19 protein-coding genes and 1 other annotated feature are annotated in these 19,017 nt (G+C 45.0%); of the genes, 12 read left to right on the forward strand and 7 right to left on the reverse strand.

Going from position 1 to position 19,017, the window contains the following annotated elements; genetic code table 11:
- Window positions 1-74: 74 nt before the first annotated feature.
- The 9 genes from RBH91_RS03795 to RBH91_RS03835 all read left to right on the forward strand — a co-directional run bounded on the left by RBH91_RS03795 (window position 75) and on the right by RBH91_RS03835 (window position 11,567).
- Complete coding sequence (locus RBH91_RS03795; RefSeq protein WP_307893525.1) at window positions 75-1,850, forward strand: glycoside hydrolase family 13 protein; 1,776 nt, start codon at window positions 75-77, stop codon at window positions 1,848-1,850.
- Between the two features lie 93 nt (window positions 1,851-1,943).
- On the forward strand, window positions 1,944-3,197 hold the full coding sequence (locus RBH91_RS03800) for an extracellular solute-binding protein (protein WP_307893526.1): 1,254 nt from the start codon (window positions 1,944-1,946) through the stop codon (window positions 3,195-3,197).
- 39 nt (window positions 3,198-3,236) lie between these two features.
- Window positions 3,237-4,544 (forward strand): carbohydrate ABC transporter permease, encoded by a 1,308-nt coding sequence (locus RBH91_RS03805; RefSeq protein ID WP_307893527.1) that lies wholly within the window; start codon window positions 3,237-3,239, stop codon window positions 4,542-4,544.
- The gene (locus RBH91_RS03810; RefSeq protein WP_307893528.1) at window positions 4,545-5,396 is read left to right on the forward strand and encodes a sugar ABC transporter permease; all 852 of its coding nucleotides are present in this window, start codon (window positions 4,545-4,547) and stop codon (window positions 5,394-5,396) included.
- Window positions 5,397-5,399: 3 nt separating this feature from the next.
- Window positions 5,400-6,284: a DUF1189 domain-containing protein gene (locus tag RBH91_RS03815; protein WP_307893529.1), complete on the forward strand. Its 885-nt coding sequence runs from the start codon at window positions 5,400-5,402 to the stop codon at window positions 6,282-6,284.
- Window positions 6,262-8,547 (forward strand): glycoside hydrolase family 65 protein, encoded by a 2,286-nt coding sequence (locus RBH91_RS03820; RefSeq protein ID WP_307893530.1) that lies wholly within the window; start codon window positions 6,262-6,264, stop codon window positions 8,545-8,547. The genes RBH91_RS03815 and RBH91_RS03820 overlap by 23 nt, the downstream gene beginning before the upstream one ends.
- Window positions 8,540-10,243, forward strand: coding sequence for a glycoside hydrolase family 13 protein (locus RBH91_RS03825; protein ID WP_307893531.1), 1,704 nt, complete (start codon window positions 8,540-8,542; stop codon window positions 10,241-10,243). Before RBH91_RS03820 ends, RBH91_RS03825 begins: the two co-directional genes overlap by 8 nt.
- Window positions 10,240-10,929: a beta-phosphoglucomutase gene (pgmB, locus tag RBH91_RS03830; protein ID WP_307893532.1), complete on the forward strand. Its 690-nt coding sequence runs from the start codon at window positions 10,240-10,242 to the stop codon at window positions 10,927-10,929. Before RBH91_RS03825 ends, pgmB begins: the two co-directional genes overlap by 4 nt.
- A gap of 407 nt (window positions 10,930-11,336) precedes the next feature.
- Window positions 11,337-11,567: a GNAT family N-acetyltransferase gene (locus RBH91_RS03835; protein ID WP_404802469.1), complete on the forward strand. Its 231-nt coding sequence runs from the start codon at window positions 11,337-11,339 to the stop codon at window positions 11,565-11,567.
- 13 nt (window positions 11,568-11,580) lie between these two features.
- Here the strand turns inward: RBH91_RS03835 and tyrS are convergent, their stop codons facing one another.
- The 4 genes from tyrS to RBH91_RS03855 form a co-directional block, all read right to left on the reverse strand.
- On the reverse strand, window positions 11,581-12,831 hold the full coding sequence (gene tyrS / locus RBH91_RS03840) for a tyrosine--tRNA ligase (protein WP_307893533.1): 1,251 nt from the start codon (window positions 12,829-12,831) through the stop codon (window positions 11,581-11,583).
- 45 nt (window positions 12,832-12,876) lie between these two features.
- Window positions 12,877-13,091: a binding site (T-box leader), on the reverse strand.
- Window positions 13,086-13,532, reverse strand: a complete 447-nt coding sequence (locus tag RBH91_RS03845; RefSeq protein ID WP_307894655.1) for a MarR family winged helix-turn-helix transcriptional regulator — start codon at window positions 13,530-13,532, stop codon at window positions 13,086-13,088. Its footprint overlaps the feature before it by 6 nt.
- A gap of 198 nt (window positions 13,533-13,730) precedes the next feature.
- A complete protein-coding gene (locus RBH91_RS03850) occupies window positions 13,731-14,297 on the reverse strand; it encodes a hypothetical protein (RefSeq protein ID WP_307894656.1) in 567 nt (188 codons plus the stop codon).
- On the reverse strand, window positions 14,297-14,689 hold the full coding sequence (locus RBH91_RS03855) for a hypothetical protein (RefSeq protein ID WP_307893534.1): 393 nt from the start codon (window positions 14,687-14,689) through the stop codon (window positions 14,297-14,299). Before RBH91_RS03855 ends, RBH91_RS03850 begins: the two co-directional genes overlap by 1 nt.
- A gap of 208 nt (window positions 14,690-14,897) precedes the next feature.
- Here RBH91_RS03855 and RBH91_RS03860 point away from each other — a divergent pair, with 208 nt between their 5' ends.
- Window positions 14,898-15,278: a cell wall metabolism protein WalM gene (locus tag RBH91_RS03860; RefSeq protein ID WP_307893535.1), complete on the forward strand. Its 381-nt coding sequence runs from the start codon at window positions 14,898-14,900 to the stop codon at window positions 15,276-15,278.
- 57 nt (window positions 15,279-15,335) lie between these two features.
- Window positions 15,336-16,361 (forward strand): flagellar basal body-associated FliL family protein, encoded by a 1,026-nt coding sequence (locus tag RBH91_RS03865; RefSeq protein WP_307893536.1) that lies wholly within the window; start codon window positions 15,336-15,338, stop codon window positions 16,359-16,361.
- A 42-nt stretch (window positions 16,362-16,403) separates the two neighbouring features.
- Here the strand turns inward: RBH91_RS03865 and RBH91_RS03870 are convergent, their stop codons facing one another.
- The 3 genes from RBH91_RS03870 to RBH91_RS03880 form a co-directional block, all read right to left on the reverse strand.
- A complete protein-coding gene (locus RBH91_RS03870; RefSeq protein WP_307893537.1) occupies window positions 16,404-17,396 on the reverse strand; it encodes a DUF4003 domain-containing protein in 993 nt (330 codons plus the stop codon).
- 84 nt (window positions 17,397-17,480) lie between these two features.
- The gene (locus tag RBH91_RS03875; RefSeq protein WP_076763582.1) at window positions 17,481-17,786 is read right to left on the reverse strand and encodes a small nuclear ribonucleoprotein; all 306 of its coding nucleotides are present in this window, start codon (window positions 17,784-17,786) and stop codon (window positions 17,481-17,483) included.
- A gap of 33 nt (window positions 17,787-17,819) precedes the next feature.
- Window positions 17,820-18,110 (reverse strand): hypothetical protein, encoded by a 291-nt coding sequence (locus tag RBH91_RS03880; protein WP_307893538.1) that lies wholly within the window; start codon window positions 18,108-18,110, stop codon window positions 17,820-17,822.
- A 318-nt stretch (window positions 18,111-18,428) separates the two neighbouring features.
- Here RBH91_RS03880 and lepB point away from each other — a divergent pair, with 318 nt between their 5' ends.
- Window positions 18,429-18,977, forward strand: a complete 549-nt coding sequence (lepB, locus tag RBH91_RS03885; RefSeq protein WP_148958356.1) for a signal peptidase I — start codon at window positions 18,429-18,431, stop codon at window positions 18,975-18,977.
- Window positions 18,978-19,017: the final 40 nt, after the last annotated feature.

Raw genomic sequence — 19,017 nt, forward strand, 5'->3', positions numbered from 1 at the left:
TTGTTCCTGCGATTTTACCATGATAATTTCAAAATATGGCCGGTCAGCATACACCGGAATCAAAAGGAGGAGACATGATGGAATATGCAGCGATACATCATCAGCCTTTCAGCTCTGATGCTTATTCTTATGACGGGCGGACGGTGCATATCAAGATCCGCACGAAAAAAGGCGACGCCGATCAGGTTCGGCTCATATGGGGGGATCCCTATGAGCATGTTCCCGCAGAAGAAAGCAGCAGGTGGGCCGCACACGACATGCAAATGAAAAAAATGGCCGAAACCGAAACGCATGATTATTGGTTTGCTGAAGTGGCGCCGCCATTTAGGCGTCTGCAATATGGTTTTGTTTTAACAGGCACAGATCATGAAGACATTTTTTTCGGAAGCTCAGGCGTCTGCCCCTATAACGAAAAAGCGTTGGAGACGATTCATGACTATTTTAAGTTTCCATTTGTTCATAAGGCGGATACGTTTCAAGCACCTGAATGGGTCAAATCAACGGTTTGGTATCAAATTTTTCCGGAGCGTTTTGCAAATGGCAGAGAAGACTTGTCTCCCGAAAATGCTTTGCCGTGGGGGAGCAAGGACCCAGAGGTTCATGATTTTTTCGGAGGGGATTTGCAAGGAATCATCGACAAACTTGATTATTTGCAAGATTTAGGGGTGGGCGGCATTTATTTAACGCCGATCTTTTCCGCGCCTTCCAATCATAAATACGACACATTGGATTATTACACCATTGATCCGCATTTTGGAGATCCGGAGCTCTTTCGTACATTGGTCAGCAGCCTTCATCAGCGGGGGATGAGAATCATGCTTGATGCCGTTTTTAATCATATCGGCAGCGCTTCGCCGCAGTGGCAGGATGTCTTAAAACATGGTGAACAATCCCGCTATAAAGACTGGTTCCATATTCATTCCTTTCCTGTTAAAGAAAACAATTATGATACATTTGCATTTACACGCGACATGCCAAAGTTAAACACGTCAAATCCTGAAGTGCAGACCTATTTGCTTGAGATTGCTTTATACTGGATCCGCGAATTTGACATTGACGGCTGGCGTTTGGATGTGGCTAATGAAGTGGATCATGCTTTTTGGAAGAAATTCAGGCAGGTCGTATCAGCTGAAAAGCCTGATGTTTATATTTTGGGGGAGATCTGGCATCGCGCCGATCCTTGGCTTAAAGGAGACGAATTTCATGCGGTCATGAATTATCCTTTCACAGAGCCGATGATTGAATATTTCGCGGACCGGACGATTTCAGCCTCGCAAATGGTCCACCGTTTAAACGCGCATTTGATGAATGGGATGCAGCAGGTCAATGAGGCGATGTTTAATTTACTTGACAGCCATGATACGCAGCGGCTTTTGACGAGGTGCCGCCAAGATGAGCAAAAAGCGCGCTCTTTGCTGGCATTTATGTTTGCCCAAACCGGATCTCCATGTATTTATTACGGCACGGAAATCGGGCTTGACGGCGGAAATGATCCATTATGCCGGAAATGCATGATTTGGGAAGAAGAGAAGCAAAATCAAGAGTTGCTCAAGTTTATGAAGCGGCTGATCGCTTTGCGCAAACAGGAACATGATGTATTGACTCACGGAAGCCTTGAGTGGAATCTGCTGGACGATCAAAGCGATTTGATCAGCTTCTCGCGGGCTGTCAGCGAAAAAAAGCTGATCTATTTCTTTAATCAGGGAAGCGAGGTCCGTCATGTCAGTTTGCGAGACTTGGATATTGAAAGCGATATGAAAATCTATGATGCGTGGACAGAAAAGGCGCTTCATCTTGCAGATGCGATTGCCGTCCATCCCGGTGAGTTTGTTGTTGTGGGGGCTTCGTGAATTCTGTTATCGGTAACAAGTTTGAAGCTATTGTTACCACTTTCTGACGAGCATTACAATTGGTATAGATTCATGATAGAAGGGGGAAAAAAGATGGCACATTTAAAAAAAGGCATTGCACTATTTTTGGCGTTAGTCCTTACATTCGGCCTTGCCGCATGTTCAAGTTCAAAGGATGCGGCAAGCTCTGGCGGGAAAAAGGTGCTGACTGTATCAGTTGAAGAAACATATCGAAATTATGTTGAAAGCATTAAAGCAGATTTTGAAAAAGAGAATGATGTAACAGTAAAGATTGTTGAGAAGCCTATGTTCGATCAGTTGGAAGCGCTTCCCCTCGATGGTCCGGCAGGCAATGCGCCTGACGTCATGCTTGCTGCATACGACCGTATCGGCGGCTTGGGACAGCAAGGACATTTGCTTGAAATCGAACCGTCTGATACGAAAAGCTTCGGCGAAAAAGAAATGCAGCAGGTGACGGTTGACGGCAAAGTGTATGGGATTCCGCTTGTCATTGAAACACTTGTCTTATATTACAACAAAGACCTGGTGAAAACGCCGCCAAAAACATTTCAAGAGCTTGAAGATTTAACGAATGATCCGCGGTTTGCATTTGCTTCGGAAAAAGGAAAATCCACCGCCTTTTTGACAAAGTGGACTGATTTCTACATGTCATATGGTTTGTTGGCCGGCTACGGCGGATATGTATTCGGCGAAAATGGCAAGGATTCCAAAGACATCGGCCTCAACAACGAAGGGGCGGTAGAAGCGGTGGAATATGCGGGAAAATGGTTTAAAGAATATTGGCCAAAAGGCATGCAGGACAATTCAAGCGCTGATGATTTTATTCAGCAGACATTTATAGAAGGCAAAGCAGCGGCTGTCATCGGGGGGCCTTGGTCAGCTTCAAATTATAAAGAGGCCAATTTGGACTTCGGGGTGGTTAAAATACCGACATTGCCAAATGGAAAAGAATACGCTCCATTCGCCGGAGGCAAAGGCTGGGTTGCTTCAAAATATACAAAAGAACCCGAACTGGCTCAAAAATGGCTTGAATATGCAGCGAATGATCATAATGCCTACGTTTTTTATGATGAGACAAACGAAGTTCCGGCCAACTTGGCTGCAAGGGAGAAAGCTGATAAGCAAAACAGCGAGCTGACGTCTGCTGTCATTAAACAATATGAAACAGCGACACCGACTCCGAATATTCCGGAAATGGCTGAAGTGTGGACAGGAGCGGAAAGTTTGATTTTCGACGCCTCTTCAGGAAAAAAATCAGCACAGCAATCAGCGAATGATGCGGTAAAAGTGATCAAAGAAAATATTAAAGAAAAATATGTGAAATAAAACGGCGGGTTAGCGTCCGGAAGAATAGAGGGCGAAAAAATGAACAAAGACCAAACACTTGCAAAAGAAAGGCGTAAAGCAGGGCTTTTATCTATCATTCCAGGGGCTGGACAGATCGCGAATAACCAGTTTTCAAAGGGAATTTTGTTTCTGATCATCACAGCATTGTTTGCTTGTGAATTAGGTGTTTTCGGCATTGATGCGCTGCGCGGTTTGATTACGTTGGGGAGCGTTCCCGGAGAAGACCACTCGCTGTTTCTCCTGATAGAAGGCACTCTGCAATTGATTGTGACGCTGATATTCCTGATGTTCTACATTTTTAATATCCATGATGCACGAAAGATCGCAGAGATGAAAGCGGCTGGTTTGGAGACTAGTACGACGGCTGGGGACATGATCAGGAATGCGGGGGATAAAGGGTTTCCATATTTATTTACGCTGCCGGCATATATCATGATGGTGTTTGTGATTATTTTTCCGGTCTTGGTGACTCTGTTTGTCGCTTTTACAAACTATGATTTTTATCATATTCCGCCTAACAGTCTTATTGACTGGATCGGGTTTAAAAACTTCCTGAACATGTTTTTCCTCGGCTCCTATCGGGAAACATTTGCAGCTGTACTGGGCTGGACCATCATCTGGACGATCTGTGCGACAACGCTGCAAATTGTCCTTGGTATTGTGACGGCGCTTATCGTCAATCAGGATTTTATTAAAGGCAAGCGGATGTTTCGAATAATCTTTCTGCTTCCATGGGCTGTTCCGGCCTTTATTACGATTATGAGCTTTGCCAACATCTTCAACGACAGCGTAGGGGCCATGAACGCACAGGTCATTCCATTATTGAACCACCTGCCGTTTGTGGATCTGTCAGCAGTTCCGTGGAAGACCGATCCCTTTTGGACAAAGGCGGCCCTGATTATGATACAGACCTGGCTTGGCTTTCCATACATTTATGTGATGGTAACGGGTGTGCTTCAAGCGATTCCAGGCGAACTTTATGAAGCCGCAAAGATTGACGGGGCGACATTTATTCAGCGCTTTAAACATATCACATTGCCGATGATTTTATTTGCGACCGCACCTGTGATGATTACCCAGTATACGTTTAATTTCAACAACTTCTCGATCATCTACTTATTCAATGAGGGAGGACCGGGCAGTGTGGGAGCCGGTGCGGGGTCAACCGATATTTTAATTTCGTGGATCTATAAACTGACAACAGGCACATCACCGCAATATGCGGTTGCCGCTGCTGTTACGCTGTTAATTTCTTTCATTGTCATTGGAGTTTCCCTGATTGCTTTTAAGAAATCGAATGCCTTTGGCAATGAGGAGGTTATGTAGATGAGAGAGTTCTTCAAAGATGTGCGCACAACCAGGGTGCTTAACAAAATCTGGACCTATTTCTTTTTGGTGCTGTTAAGCATCGTGATCATCTATCCGCTATTGATTACGGCATCATCGGCATTTCGCGTGGGAAATGTAGCGGCTTTTAAGCTCGATTTTTCGGGTGACTGGACATTGGATCATTTTAGGCGGCTGTTTGCAGACACGCTTTATCTTACTTGGTATGGCAATACACTTGTGATCGCGATGTCGGTCATGGTATTCCAGGTTGCCATTGTAACGCTTGCCGGCTATACGTACAGCCGCTATCGGTTTGCAGGGAGAAAAAAGAGTTTGGTATTCTTTTTGATCATTCAAATGGTGCCGACGATGGCAGCATTGACCGCTTTTTATGTCTTGGCCATGCTGATCGGCGCTCTCGATCAATACTGGTTTTTAACAGCGATCTATATCGGCGGCGGAATTCCGATGAACACATGGCTGATGAAAGGCTATTTTGATACGGTTCCGAGAGAAATCGATGAAGCAGCACGAATTGATGGAGCAGGACATCTGCGGATCTTCGCCTCGATTGTTCTGCCGCTTGTCAAACCGATGCTTGCGGTACAGGCGCTTTGGGCGTTTATGGGACCATTCGGCGACTATTTGCTGGCGAAATTTTTGCTCCGTTCCCCGGAAAGGATGACCATCGCCGTTGGATTGCAGTCATTCATATCAAATCCGCAGCAGCAAAAAGTCGCACTGTTTGCAGCGGGAGCGATACTTGCAGCACTGCCGATATGTGTTTTATTCTTTTTTCTCCAAAAGAACTTTGTGTCCGGTCTGACAACCGGCGGAACGAAGGGATAGTCCATGAAGAACCGGCAAAATGAAAACTTCATCATCCGCTGCCTAAAAGCATCGGCATCTCCGTCAGGCGTCTGCCGCTACAGAGATACATTCAGCTGGCTGCAAATCTTTTTTCTATTTATTTTCTTGACGTCGTGCTTAGCGGCGCCGCTTGCTATTTCGTTCATGAAAATGGAGCGCTTCAATATCAGGTCTTTCATGCCGGCGGCCATTCAAGAGCTTGATCAAAGCTTTGCCGATCAATTAAAAGGCTACCAATTATCGAATGGAAAACTGACGGGATCGAAGGGGTTTGTTCGAGTTGAAGAAGGATCGACATTGCTGGCGGCCGATATGGAGTATGCGTTTCAAGCAGACGGTGAAAATGGACGGCTCAAGGTGAACGGCTATGCTAACGCGATCCTATTTCAGCCTGATCATCTGATCATCAGTGATCAAAATGGAACCGGGTTTTCTGTCCGTTATGTGAAAAGGGACGTCAAACTGAAAGAGATGACCGCTCATGATTTGGAAGCTTTTATCGGTGAAGCGTGGCTTGCTCAGTATAAGCCGATGATCATGATGCTGGCATTTTCGTTGATTTTCATCAGCCAGCTTTTCATGTCGGTCATGCTTGCGGGTGGCTTATGGATCACAAAAAAATCGAAAATGACCGGTATTGCATCATTCAAGGAAGCATCTGCAGCTGCGGTATGCGGATCGGCTGTTCCGGCATTTGCCGCAGCCGCGGCCGGTTTGATTTATTTTGATTTGATCACCGTGCTGTTGATCCACTCCTGCGGCGTCGTCTTGATGATTTCTTTTACATTTAATCATTTGTCAAAAACCCGCCATCATAACGGGAAACTACAGTCAGGAGGAAACCATGACAAATCAGCGGCTATTTGAGATTGATGAATGGAAAATCAAAACCAATACATTTCAAAGGGAACATAAACGGCTTCAGGAAAGTCTCACTTCCTTGGCCAACGGCTATATGGGAATCAGGGGCAATTTTGAAGAAAGCTATACAGGCGACACCCACCAAGGCACATATATTGCAGGGGTGTGGTTTCCCGACAAAACGCGTGTCGGCTGGTGGAAAAACGGCTATCCGGAATACTTCGGCAAAGTGATCAATGCGATGAATTTTATCGGAATCGATGTATATTTAGATGGTGAAAAAGTCGACCTCAATCAAAACGAGATTGAATCATTTGATTTAGAACTAAATATGAAAGAAGGCATTCTGCGGCGAAGCGCTGTCGTCCGCATCAAGGATAAAATGGTCAGAATCGCATCTGAACGATTTCTCAGCCTTGACGTTGCACAGCTTTGCGCGATTCATTACGAAGCGGAGTGTCTGACTGATGAAGCTGTCATCACGCTCGTGCCTTATCTGGATGGAAATGTCGCGAATGAAGATGCCAACTATGAGGAACGGTTTTGGCAGGAAGAAGCGAAAGGAGCCGATTCCCACCAAGGCCATTTAGTGGCAAAGACAGTTGAAAATTCGTTTGGAACGCCGCGGTTTACCGTTTCTGCTGTAATGGCAAACATGACACAAGGCTTTGTCAGTGAAAGCTTTAAAACGGCCGGCATGTATGCGGAAAATCGCTACAGCTATGAAACGAAGCCGGGAATCAAAGCTTCTTTGCAAAAAATGATCATCGTAACGACTTCCCGGGACTTCGAGGGAACAGAGCTTTTAGTAAAGGGCAGGGAGCTTTTGGCGGATATTCTTCAGCAGGGCTATGAAGAAGCAAAACAGAGGCACATCGCCGAGTGGAAGGAAAGATGGGCAAAAGCCGACATTGAAATTCAAGGCGATGATGAACTTCAGCAAGGAATCCGCTACAACATCTTTCAATTGTTCTCTACGTACTACGGAGCTGATTCGCGCTTGAATATCGGGCCGAAAGGATTCACCGGCGAAAAATACGGAGGTGCCGCCTATTGGGATACTGAGGCATACGCCGTTCCGATGTATTTGGCAACGGCCGATCCGGAAGTGACGAAAAACCTGCTTTTGTATCGCTACCACCATTTGGAGGCTGCCAAACGAAACGCTGCCAAATTGGGGCTGAAGGGGGCTCTTTACCCGATGGTGACGTTCATAGGCGATGAATGCCACAATGAGTGGGAGATCACTTTTGAAGAAATTCACCGCAACGGCGCGATTTGCTATGCGATCTACAATTATATCAATTATACGGGCGACCGTGACTATATGAAAGAATACGGGATAGACGTTCTCGTCGAAATCAGCAGGTTTTGGGCCGACCGCGTTCATTTTTCCAAACGAAAAAATAAGTATATGATCCACGGCGTCACAGGGCCGAACGAATACGAAAACAATGTCAACAACAACTGGTATACCAATTTGATTGCGGCTTGGACACTTGAGTATACACTTGAAAATCTCGCAGGCCTTCCGGCAGAAAAACGCAGCCAGCTCGGTGTGCACAGGGATGAAATAGAGATGTGGAAGGATATTATCGACAGGATGTACTATCCGTACAGTGAAGAATTAAATATTTTCATCCAGCATGATACGTTCCTGGATAAAGAGCTGCAGAAAGCGGCCGAATTGGACCCAGATGAGCGGCCGCTTTACCAGAATTGGTCATGGGACAAAATTCTCCGTTCCAGCTTTATTAAGCAGGCCGATGTTCTGCAAGGCATTTATCTTTTTAATCACCGTTTTACATTAGAAGAAAAACGGCGCAATTTTGAATTTTATGAACCGATGACCGTTCATGAATCTAGCCTTTCGCCTTCTGTCCACGCGGTGCTGGCGGCTGAACTGAAAATGGAAAAGAAAGCGCTCGAATTATATAAGCGTACAGCCCGCCTTGATCTTGATAATTACAATCATGACACAGAAGAAGGGCTGCACATCACATCAATGACAGGAAGCTGGCTTGCCATCGTACAGGGCTTTGCAGGAATGCGCGTCGCCAATGAGACGCTGTCATTTGCTCCGTTTTTGCCGGAAGAATGGGATGGTTACTCGTTTAAAATCAATTATCGAAAACGTTTAATCAGCATTACGGTAACCGAAAAAAGCGCCGTCTTTGAACTTTTAAAAGGCGAGCCGCTGCACATGACGGTGTGCGGGGAACCGATTGTGCTGAATGGACGATATGAGAGGTGGACATCTAATGAGTGAATGGTGGAAAGAAGCCGTCGTTTATCAAATTTACCCGCGCAGTTTTTTTGATTCAAATGGCGATGGATTCGGTGATTTGCAAGGAATCATTCAAAAACTGGATTACATCAAGCGCCTCGGGACAGATGTGATCTGGCTGTGTCCGGTGTTTGATTCTCCGCAGGATGACAACGGCTATGACATTTCCGACTATCGAAACATGTACGAAAAATTCGGGACAAATGAAGACATGTTTCAATTAATTGATGAGGTTCATCAACGGGGAATGAAAATCATCATGGATTTGGTTGTGAACCATACGTCAGATGAACATGCTTGGTTTGCCGAGAGCCGCAAATCGAAAGACAATCCTTACCGGGATTATTATTTCTGGAGAGATCCCGGGCCGGACGGTTCAGAGCCTAATAATTGGGGATCGATCTTCTCAGGCCCGGCGTGGACGTTCGATGAGCGGACAGGGCAGTATTATCTGCACTACTTTTCGAAAAAGCAGCCTGATTTGAATTGGGAAAATGAAGCGGTCCGCCGGGAAGTATATGATTTGATGACATTTTGGATGGATAAAGGCATTGACGGCTGGCGGATGGATGTGATCGGCTCCATTTCCAAGTTCGTCGATTTTCCGGACTACGAAGCAGATGACAGCCGCCGCTATATTGTCGGCGGCTATCATTCGAACGGCCCCCGCCTTCATGAATTTATCCAAGAGATGAACCGGGAAGTGCTGTCTCATTACGATTGCATGACGGTCGGAGAAGCGAACGGCTCTGATATTGAAGAGGCGAAAAAGTATACGGATGAAAGCAGACATGAGCTGAATATGATTTTTACATTTGAACATATGGATATTGATACGGAACAACATTCGCCAAATGGAAAATGGCAGGTCAAACCGTTTGATCTGATTGCATTAAAAAAGACGATGACAAGGTGGCAGACCGCATTAATGAATGTCGGCTGGAACACCCTTTATTTTGAAAATCATGATCAGCCAAGGGTGATTTCCCGCTGGGGCAATGACGGCGAGTTGCGAAAGCAGTGTGCCAAAGCATTTGCAACGGTTCTCCACGGTATGAAAGGAACCCCGTTCATCTACCAGGGAGAAGAAATCGGCATGACGAACAGTAATATCCCGCTGGAGAATTATGTTGATCTTGAAATCAAAAACGCCTATCGGGAACTGGTCGTTGAAAACAAAACGATGACAGAGGAAGCGTTTTTTAAAGCCGTGGCGAAAAAAGGACGGGATCACGCAAGAACGCCAATGCAATGGGATGACAAGAGGCACGCGGGATTCACGGAGGGAGAGCCTTGGCTTTCGGTCAATCCGCGCTTTCAGGAAATCAATGTAAAAGAGGCCCTCGATGATCAAGATTCGATTTTCTATTATTATCAGAAGCTCATTCAATTGCGCAAGCAGTATAAGGTTATCGTATACGGGGATTATCGGCTATTACTGGAGGATGATCCGCAAATCTTTTCTTACATCCGCGAATATCAAGGGGAAAAGCTGTTAGTGGCCGTCAATTTGTCGGAAGAAAAGGCTCTGTTTGAAGCGCCTCCCAAACTGCTTGGTGAGCGGTGGAACGTGCTCATTTCCAACTATTCGCGCGATCAGGCTGACATCAAGAGCATCTGCCTTGAGCCCTATGAAGCGGTGATGTGCATCAGCGAATCAAGGAATAGCCAATCATGAAAGCCGTTATATTCGATTTAGATGGAGTGATTACAGATACGGCGGAATATCATTTTCTCGCTTGGAGGCGCTTAGCAGAACAATTGAATATTCCATTTGACCGGGATTTCAATGAGAGCCTGAAAGGAATCAGCAGGGAAGAATCGCTTGAAAAGATGTTGAACCATGGCGGGGCGGCAGAAAAATATACAAAAGCGGAGAAACAAAACCTGATGCTCCAAAAAAATCGGCATTATCAAAAGCTGATCCAAAACCTGATGCCGGCAGATCTTTTGCCGGGAATCAGCCGGCTTCTTTGTGAACTGAAAAGTGAAAAAATAAAACTCGCTTTAGCTTCGTCAAGCCGCAACGCCCCCGCCATTTTAGAACAATTGGGGGTCATAGATGATTTTCAAGCCATCGTTGATCCGGCCGTCCTTGCTAAAGGAAAGCCCGACCCTGAAATATTTTTAACCGCCGCAGCGCTGCTCAGCGTATCTCCGGCTGAATGTGCGGCGATAGAGGACGCTGAAGCAGGGATAGCCGCAATCAAATCTGCCGGAATGTTTGCCGTTGGAGTCGGTCATGAACTGTCAATGCATGCCGCTGATCTGATTGTCAAGGACACGCGTGAATTAACGTTTGATCTGCTGAATGAAGGATGGCACGCTGCCAGTGTTGAAGCTGAGATAGACAGAGGAAAATAAAGAGGGAAAAGAGAATCATCAAATACGATCAAAGACCGCCGTTTTCGGACGGGCGGTCTTTTTTGACATCATACAATAAAGAGAGGCTGTGAAGAGGTACAGCAGTCCGGAAACATTTCTGGCTCATACCGAAGACCGCCTTGAGATCCATCTCCCGCCAACAATAAATCGCCAAAAGCCATGACTGCGGTCAGCTGAATCCTCTCATCATTTTCCGCTGTTAACAAAACGGCTTCGTTGTCAGCTTTTTTCTTTAAAGCAAAGCGGCAGGTTATTGACCCCTTCATTTTTCTGTACGATGGGACGTGATCGAGCGCGAAGAATAGCGGTGAATGAGGTAGAAAGTTCTTCCCTTTATGTATGGGAAGATGGAGGCGAGCCTGTTTCGATGGCGCAAAAGGTAAGACATGACCGTCAATCTTGTCTTTACACCGCCGGCTCACCGCAAAAAAGGGTATGCCTCATCATGTGTGGCGGCCCTCAGCCGGGCGCTGTTGGACGAAGGTTTCTCATTTTGCTGTTTATATACCGGGCTGGACAATCCGACTTCTAATAAAATATATCAGGAGATCGGCTACCGGCCTGTGACTGACGCTGTCGCATATGCTTTTTACGACAAACAGCCCCATCGAACATGATGAGGCTGCTTTTTTATTTGTCCATTTTCAATTTTACAAATTTCCGTTTGCCGATTTGAATGATCATACCATCTTGGACGGTCATATTCTTATGAATGGATTCGGCCTTTTTTCCATTGATTTTAACGCCGCCGTTTTGAATCATGCGGCGCGCTTCGCTTTTAGAAGGCAGGAGCTCGAGCGCTGTTAATAAATCGATTAACGGTATCGTCTCCCCGCCTTTCCAATGAACGTCCGTCATCTTGTCAGGGGCGCTTTTTTGCTGAAACACTTTTTTGAATTGCTGTTCGGCTGCTTCAGCCGCTGCGCTGCCATGATACATGCTGACTATCGTTTTCGCTAAAAGCATTTTGGCGTCTCTTGGGTGAACGGCTCCCGTTTCCAGCTCCTTCACAAGCTGTTTTTTGTCTTCAAGCTCTAAACCGGTGGCCAGGTGAATGTATGTTTTCATTAAACTGTCCGGCAGTGACATCGTTTTGCCGTACATTTCATTTGGATCTTCATCAATGCCGATATAATTGTTTTTTGATTTAGACATCTTTTCGACGCCGTCCAGCCCCTCAAGCAAAGGCATGAGAATGATGACTTGTTTTTCTTTCTTGAATTTTTCCTGAAAATGTCTGCCCATCAAAACATTAAAATGCTGATCAGTGCCGCCCAGTTCTATGTCGCTTTCAAGGACGACCGAATCATAGCCCTGCATTAGAGGGTAAAAGAATTCGTGAAGCGAGATCGGTTTTTGCATGGCGATTCTTTCTTCAAAATCATCCCGCTCCATCAGACGGGCAACCGTAATTTTCCCTGCCAGTTCAATCACATCTTCCAGTTTCAATTGTTTGAGCCACTTTGAATTGTAGTGGAGCTCCACCTTGTCTTGATCAAGCACTTTTCCAAACTGCTCGAAGTATGTCTTCGCATTGTGCTGAACTTCTTCGTCTGTCAGCTGCTTTCTTGCGGCAGACTTGCCTGTAGGATCGCCTATTTTTCCAGTGAAGTCTCCGATGAGAAGCTGTACGATATGGCCGTTCTCCTGGAATTGGCGCAGTTTATTCAAGACGACGGTGTGGCCTAAATGAACATCTGGCGCTGATGGATCTAATCCGAGCTTGATTTTGAGGGGAGAGCCGGTCACAATCGATTTAGCCAGCTTTTCCCGTAATTCTTCCGGCGGAATGACTTCCTGGGCGCCGGACATATACAAACTAAGCTGTCTTTCTGCTTCCCGCTTCTGAGCGGGGGTGAGCTGGTCAAATATTTGTTGCATGGTAATTCCTCCTTTTTTTCGATAAATAAAAAGAGCCGCATCCCGATAAGGGACGTGGCTCATTGCACGCGGTACCACCCTGGTTGAAGATATCAATCTTCCGCTTATTCAGATAACGGTTTCCCGTTCTTTGCTACTTCAGGTTCACAAAGAAAGCTCAGGGAGGTAATTCACGTCTGCCTTTGCACCGGCTCACACCATCCGCCGGCTCTCTGGAACAGGGAGGCAGTTCCGCTACTCGTTCCCGTCGATGCTTATGTTGTATGAAGATTGTCTGCCGCTTTTCTAAGCAGCGCTGCCAATGTTTTCTGCTCCTCATTTGTCATGCCTGCAATCAGCTTCGTTTCCCCTTTATAGAATTCCGGATAAAGCTCTTCGATCGCGGCTTTTCCTTCAGCTGTAATCGTGACGAACACGAGCCGGCGGTCTCTTGGGTCAACGCTTTTTGAACAGAAGTTCTTTTTCTCAAGCGTTTTGATGACATTGCTCGCAGTGGCTGTTGAAATGCCTGACAGCCCGGCGAGCCTTCTCGTTTCAAGCCGTCCCCACACCCATAAATCGTAGAGAATGGAGAAAGCCGTCCAAGACAATTTGTATGAGGAAAGGACTTCTGTCTCCATTTTGACGCGAAGCCTTTGAGCTGAGCGATATAGATTGGTGGCGATCGATATGGCCTCCAAATTGAGGGAATCGATCGGCATCTGTTTCAGCTTTTTGAGCGTATCCCGTTCTTCCTGGCGAAGATGGGAACCTTGAATCAATCTGTCCAAATTAAAGCCCGCCTTTTTATTGTCAGAATCATTAGCTATGAAATGAATTTTAACAGAGAGGGGTGGTCTATGCAAGCCTCTTTTCGATGGACAACACAAAAAAGCCGGCAGCTTTGGCGGCTGCCGACGTTATTGCTTAACCAGCTGCTTATGCAGCAGTTTAATATGATCTCCTTTTTTGACGCTGTCATATTGCTTTTTCGATACGAGCACGGCCTGCTCTTTGCCGGTTTGATCCTCAATCAGAAGCCAGTATCTTTTTTCCTTTGGTTCTATGAGTTCTTTCTCTTTGATCCCTGCGGTGTGGAGCATCTTTTTTTGTTCAGCGGTATATCCGCTTCCATGAAAGATCATCCAGTATGGGAAGTAATAATTAAAGAATGATGTACCCGCCGGATTTTGGTTCAGCGTTTGCTTGACGCTGCCTTTGTAAAGTGCGTTGGAAGGCAATGTCCGCTGCATGGCGCTTGACATATTGCTTCTGTTCGAATACCGTCTGTTTGCAGCCTGTTTCATATAGCTGCGAACGCTCTTATTGACCGAACCTGCGCGTGCTTTTGCAGAGCTTCTGCCGCTTGAGCTTGAAGCCTTAGTTCCTGATGATCCTTCGCTGGTGACTGCCTCTGCCTGATTGCCCGATAACGTTGTCAACATGGTTAAGACGATCAGCAGGATGAAAGGCGCATTTTTCTTCATCACTTATCATCACTGCTCTTTTGTTCGATTTTGTCCTTCACAACGCCTTCCAGCGGCTCCTGGTCATATTTGATGTATGGCGGACGGTAGATAAACGCTTCATCGCCCCGGATTTTAATGTATGGCTGTTCGATATCTTCAACATTTTCTACATATTTTTTGAATGTCTCTGTCTTTTGTTTCCCTTTCGCCATATATGAGACTTTTAATAATGGCGCCTTGTCGGATTCGCTGTCATTCAGATAATCAAACCATACGAGATCATATTTTTTGATCGATTTGTCCTTTGCCACTTCCTGTGAACGATCTAAGCCGCCGCCGGAGCATCCTGAAATGATAAGAGCGGAGAGAACGGCGATCATGCTTAAAGAAAATAGTTTTTGTTTTTTCATCAAGATCATCCTCTTCATTCCATATTCCTCTTTATATACGGCCAATCCAATGAATCGTGTCATTTTTTTATGATTGTTGCAGGTGGTTAACCAAAAATCCAGTGTCATATTTGCATCTCAAACGTAAAGAAACTGTAAAATACCAATTCTATGAAAAAAGTTATAATCTGAATGTCAGAAAAAAATCCCAGTCATGGAGGATGTTTTTATGAAGAAGATATTGTTTTCTGTTTTCGTTTTAGCGAGCAGCCTGATGGCGGCATTCAGCTTCACCGGTGAAGCAAGCGCTAAAACAAAAAAAGTCAGCGGATATATCACTTGGTACAATGGAGTGGGAAAAATCGGCGCTGACGGAAAAAGGCTCGGCCATTGGGATTGTGCCACAAAAATCGGCTTTGATGTTCCGCGAAAAGGCACAAAAATAAGAGCCCGCTCAAAAGTGAAACCAAAAAAAGTCATTACCGTATATAAATACGATGTCGGCAGAATGCCGGGAGCTGTTTTGGATGTAAGCCCGAAAGCTTTTAGAGCTTTAGGCTATCCGACAAGCAAAGGCAAGGTCGCCGGACACTATATTTATAAAAAATAGTTGAAATGGAGCAAGAAAAATTGTTTTCTTGCTTCTTTCTATTGGCGGGGTCAGAATATGAAGAAAAAATTGATGATCATTCTACTGACGGGGGTTATTTTAGCTGCAGGGGCCTTCACTGCTGTTTATTTTTCCTCTCCGAAAAAAACGGAAACGGCAACAACCGGCAGCTCAGATCTGCTTGTTTCGATGACGGATCAAAAGCTGATGACGGCTTATTATGAAAATCAGAAGAAGCTCTATCAAGAAAAAATGACGGATTACCCGGCGATGGCGCTGGACCGGAAAAATCAATTTCTTTATTATACGAATACAGACAGCGGCAATCGGAAGCATTTGATCAGGCTGAACTTGAAGTCAGGCGAAAAAACGACGCTGTACTCAGGCGATGAATATATCGACGGGCTTAGTCTATCCAATGACGGTTCAAAGCTTTACATGCGCTATAATCTTTCATCTGAAAGAAATTTTCATCTCGCATCATTTGATTTGAGGAAAAGTGAGTTTACCATCCTTTTTCCCACACCGAACAACAAGGATGAAAGCGTCAGCTACTATCTATATAACCAGAACAACGGCCGGTTTGTTCTGCTTCATTATTCAGTTGAAGAAGACTATCAAAAAACCGATGAGGCAAATAATAAAGGGATTCCGCCCGAACCGACGAATATGCGCATTTCTCTAGCGGATGAAAAAGGGGCTCAAAACATCAAGACGATCGCGAAATTTATAAATGATGTCGGTTTGTCGCCCGACGGCGGGACGATCCTTTTCACAGAAGCGGATGATGACGGAGAAAAAACGTCGATATATGCGATGGATACTGCAACAAAAAAATATAAAACAATCATATCGGATCAACAGGCATTCAAACTGATCGATTCAGCTCAGCCGCAATTCTCGAAAGACGGGAAGAAAATCTTTTTTCTTGCAGAAGGAAAAGATGCGAAGCTCCTTGAAGATGAAACGGGAAGCGAAGCTAAGGTCAGAACGATTTACTCTTATGATATGAAAACAAAAAAAGTGACAAAAGAATGGGAGAAACCAAACGGGATCATCAATGGTTTCACCGTTTTGGATTAATGGCGAAACAGCCGGCGAACAGATTTTGCCGGCTGTTTTTGATCATGAGCCGCTTGTTTGCGATGCTGCCGCCGTGCTGGTGATGACGGCGATCGCCGCAGTCTGCTGAGCTTGAATGACGGCTTCAAGCGCGTGATAAAGTCCGCCTTCAAGGAGGGCGGGATCATCCGTTTTTTCACTTATGAATAAGTTAACGGCTGTTTTCAGATTCATGTCTTTATGCCATCGAAACATCTTGTCGCTGTTTAATCCTTGTGCGGTTTCCATGATGGCGCCTATTTCCATCGCGCCATTTTCGAGTAATGCAAGCATTCCGATTTCGGGATAGTGGGGCGGTTTTGGCTTTTTATACTGTTTTGTAAACTCCTCGAAAACGCGGATTGAACGCATGATGAACAGATCTGGATCTTGATCAGGCAAAAGCGAAAGAATATGGCTGAGAAATTGAAGATCATTTCCTTTGCGAAATCCAGCTTGAGCGAGTCTTTCGTAAAATGTTTCGATGCCATCGATCAGTTTGTCTGTTTCCAGTGCAGATTCGGCCAGAAGCACTGCGAGCGGATAGTCAGCGGCAGATGTTAAAAAGGCGTGCTTGTCCTTCATACCTTTATGGATCGCCAGAGACTTGCTGATTTTTGCGTGAGCTTCATCTTCGCCGGGCTGTTTTGACAAGAGAATAATCGCGGACAGATAGGTGAAAATATTTTTTTTGAAACCGTGCTTGACCATCTTTTCATAAAGGGCTAAAAAAGGTTTGATATGCTGTTTGGGCTCTTCAAAACGCAAATCAAACATGGCGGCAAAAGTATAGCGGTTCCCTGATCTTAAAGGTGAAAACACGCCGGCTGCCTGCTTGATGTTGTCGCTTATATCCAGAAACCGCGGCATATCAAAGGACCGGCGTCCTGTGGTGTACATGGAAGAGATTATCATCAATGTCCGCTGATCTGCGAATTTCCACTTTAATTCGTTCTTTAATTCAGAATAAATGGCTTTATATTGATCCAAACGCTGCTCTAGTTTGATTGACGGCATCAGATATCCCTTCCTTCGTCGTTTTCATTGCTTTATTTTACGAATCAGGAAGAAAGAAGTTTCACGCTTCAAACCGCTTTAGGCTTAGTAATATGGGAAAGGGTATAAGGCGGTTATGAATATAAACGGAAAAGTCCTTCTTCTAAACCGCCTGAATCGTCTTCGCGGATAGCCGTATCCGCTGTAGTAAAATTGTCTTTCTTCCATCACGTCTTCAGGTACAAGAACAGATGCCTCCTCACGGCTTGCCTCTTCAAGAATGCCGTGAACGGAACGGCCGTCCTTCATTTTCAAAACGATATGGAAATGCATATATTTGCGGCATAGATCGTGCAGGGATCTTTGGTGGTCATGGGGCATAGAGGCAGGAACATCTTTCGGAAGACTCATGTTTTCATCTCCTTTTAGATGTATGATATTCACCTATAGGTTTTTTGTTCCAAAAGGACAAAATTGAAAAAGCAGGCTTGCGGCCCGCATCAAAATGTAAAAGCCGATTATCATGTATGAATCGGCTTTTAGCAATGACAAGTCAGCATTTCTTTCTGCGGCATTTGAAGCGGTCGTCATCATCTGAATGGCACTTTCTTGGTCTGCATTTGAACCGGTCCTCATCATCGGAACGGTATGATTTTTTTGAAGAGCGCTCTTCAGCCTTTGTATTTCTCTCTCTTTGCCGCTCGGGACTGTATGGATCATAATTGTCGTAATCATCTTCGTAAACGGACATTCCTGTCAATCACCGCCTTGGTTGGGATATGATAATGTATTATGGCTGGAATGATTTTGCCTGTGCATTTATAATGATTTGGTCTTTGATCATGATGAGATCTGAAGTCCATAAACTGACAGCATTCAACATTGCAAATAAAGGATTTTCTGATTAAACCGCTAATAAATATAAGTATCAAAACCATTTTTTAACGGCCGGCGCCTTTTTAAGACTCCGTCATAAGCATTTAGGCGTACGGACTGGTATGATATGAGAGAAGTAGAATTGCTGATGCGAATCAGAAACGAAGGAGAGTACTTATGAAAAATAGTAGAAAAAAAGAAATTTTATCATGGGTGAAAACTCTTGTCATTGCTGCAGCCATCGTTTTCATTTGCCGTTATTTTCTGTTTACCCCGTCCACCGTTTTGGGAGATTCGATGTATCCGACTCTAGAAGACGGAAACATGGTGATGGTCAGCAAAATCAGCGATATTCAGCGTTTTGATAAAATTATTTTTCACGCTCCGGATGCTGACGAAAACTATGTGAAAAGAGTAATCGGCCTCCCGGGAGATACGATCGAAATGAAGGACGATGTTCTTTATGTTAACGGGAAAGCTTATGATGAGCCATATTTAAAGAAAAATAAACAAAAGCTGACGATTCATGAACACTTAACGAATAATTTTACCCTGAAAAATATAACGGGGAAAGAAAAAGTGCCGAAAGACCGTTTGTTTGTCATGGGAGACAATCGCCAAAACAGCAGGGACAGCCGCTTTTTCGGATTTATTTCCGAGGATTCCATTGTCGGCAAGGTTGAATTTCGCTATTTCCCATTCAATGAAATCGGCGGCATTGAATAGGATAGGAGAAGACTTCTCATCATATGAGTGAGGGGTCTTT

This window comes from Bacillus swezeyi, from assembly GCF_030908325.1.
Lineage (GTDB): Bacteria > Bacillota > Bacilli > Bacillales > Bacillaceae > Bacillus > Bacillus swezeyi.

Excerpts from the sequence above, each read along its gene's own strand:
- RBH91_RS03795 (WP_307893525.1), top strand. The coding sequence starts at position 75 with ATGATGGAATATGCAGCGATACATCATCAGCCTTTCAGCTCTGATGCT.
- RBH91_RS03800 (WP_307893526.1), top strand. The coding sequence starts at position 1,944 with ATGGCACATTTAAAAAAAGGCATTGCACTATTTTTGGCGTTAGTCCTT.
- RBH91_RS03805 (WP_307893527.1), top strand. The coding sequence starts at position 3,237 with ATGAACAAAGACCAAACACTTGCAAAAGAAAGGCGTAAAGCAGGGCTT.
- RBH91_RS03810 (WP_307893528.1), top strand. The coding sequence starts at position 4,545 with ATGAGAGAGTTCTTCAAAGATGTGCGCACAACCAGGGTGCTTAACAAA.
- RBH91_RS03815 (WP_307893529.1), top strand. The coding sequence starts at position 5,400 with ATGAAGAACCGGCAAAATGAAAACTTCATCATCCGCTGCCTAAAAGCA.
- RBH91_RS03820 (WP_307893530.1), top strand. The coding sequence starts at position 6,262 with ATGACAAATCAGCGGCTATTTGAGATTGATGAATGGAAAATCAAAACC.
- RBH91_RS03825 (WP_307893531.1), top strand. The coding sequence starts at position 8,540 with ATGAGTGAATGGTGGAAAGAAGCCGTCGTTTATCAAATTTACCCGCGC.
- pgmB (WP_307893532.1), top strand. The coding sequence starts at position 10,240 with ATGAAAGCCGTTATATTCGATTTAGATGGAGTGATTACAGATACGGCG.
- RBH91_RS03835 (WP_404802469.1), top strand. The coding sequence starts at position 11,337 with ATGACCGTCAATCTTGTCTTTACACCGCCGGCTCACCGCAAAAAAGGG.
- tyrS (WP_307893533.1), bottom strand. The coding sequence starts at position 12,831 with ATGCAACAAATATTTGACCAGCTCACCCCCGCTCAGAAGCGGGAAGCA.
- RBH91_RS03845 (WP_307894655.1), bottom strand. The coding sequence starts at position 13,532 with ATGCCGATCGATTCCCTCAATTTGGAGGCCATATCGATCGCCACCAAT.
- RBH91_RS03850 (WP_307894656.1), bottom strand. The coding sequence starts at position 14,297 with ATGAAGAAAAATGCGCCTTTCATCCTGCTGATCGTCTTAACCATGTTG.
- RBH91_RS03855 (WP_307893534.1), bottom strand. The coding sequence starts at position 14,689 with ATGAAAAAACAAAAACTATTTTCTTTAAGCATGATCGCCGTTCTCTCC.
- RBH91_RS03860 (WP_307893535.1), top strand. The coding sequence starts at position 14,898 with ATGAAGAAGATATTGTTTTCTGTTTTCGTTTTAGCGAGCAGCCTGATG.
- RBH91_RS03865 (WP_307893536.1), top strand. The coding sequence starts at position 15,336 with ATGAAGAAAAAATTGATGATCATTCTACTGACGGGGGTTATTTTAGCT.
- RBH91_RS03870 (WP_307893537.1), bottom strand. The coding sequence starts at position 17,396 with ATGCCGTCAATCAAACTAGAGCAGCGTTTGGATCAATATAAAGCCATT.
- RBH91_RS03875 (WP_076763582.1), bottom strand. The coding sequence starts at position 17,786 with ATGAGTCTTCCGAAAGATGTTCCTGCCTCTATGCCCCATGACCACCAA.
- RBH91_RS03880 (WP_307893538.1), bottom strand. The coding sequence starts at position 18,110 with ATGATTACGACAATTATGATCCATACAGTCCCGAGCGGCAAAGAGAGA.
- lepB (WP_148958356.1), top strand. The coding sequence starts at position 18,429 with ATGAAAAATAGTAGAAAAAAAGAAATTTTATCATGGGTGAAAACTCTT.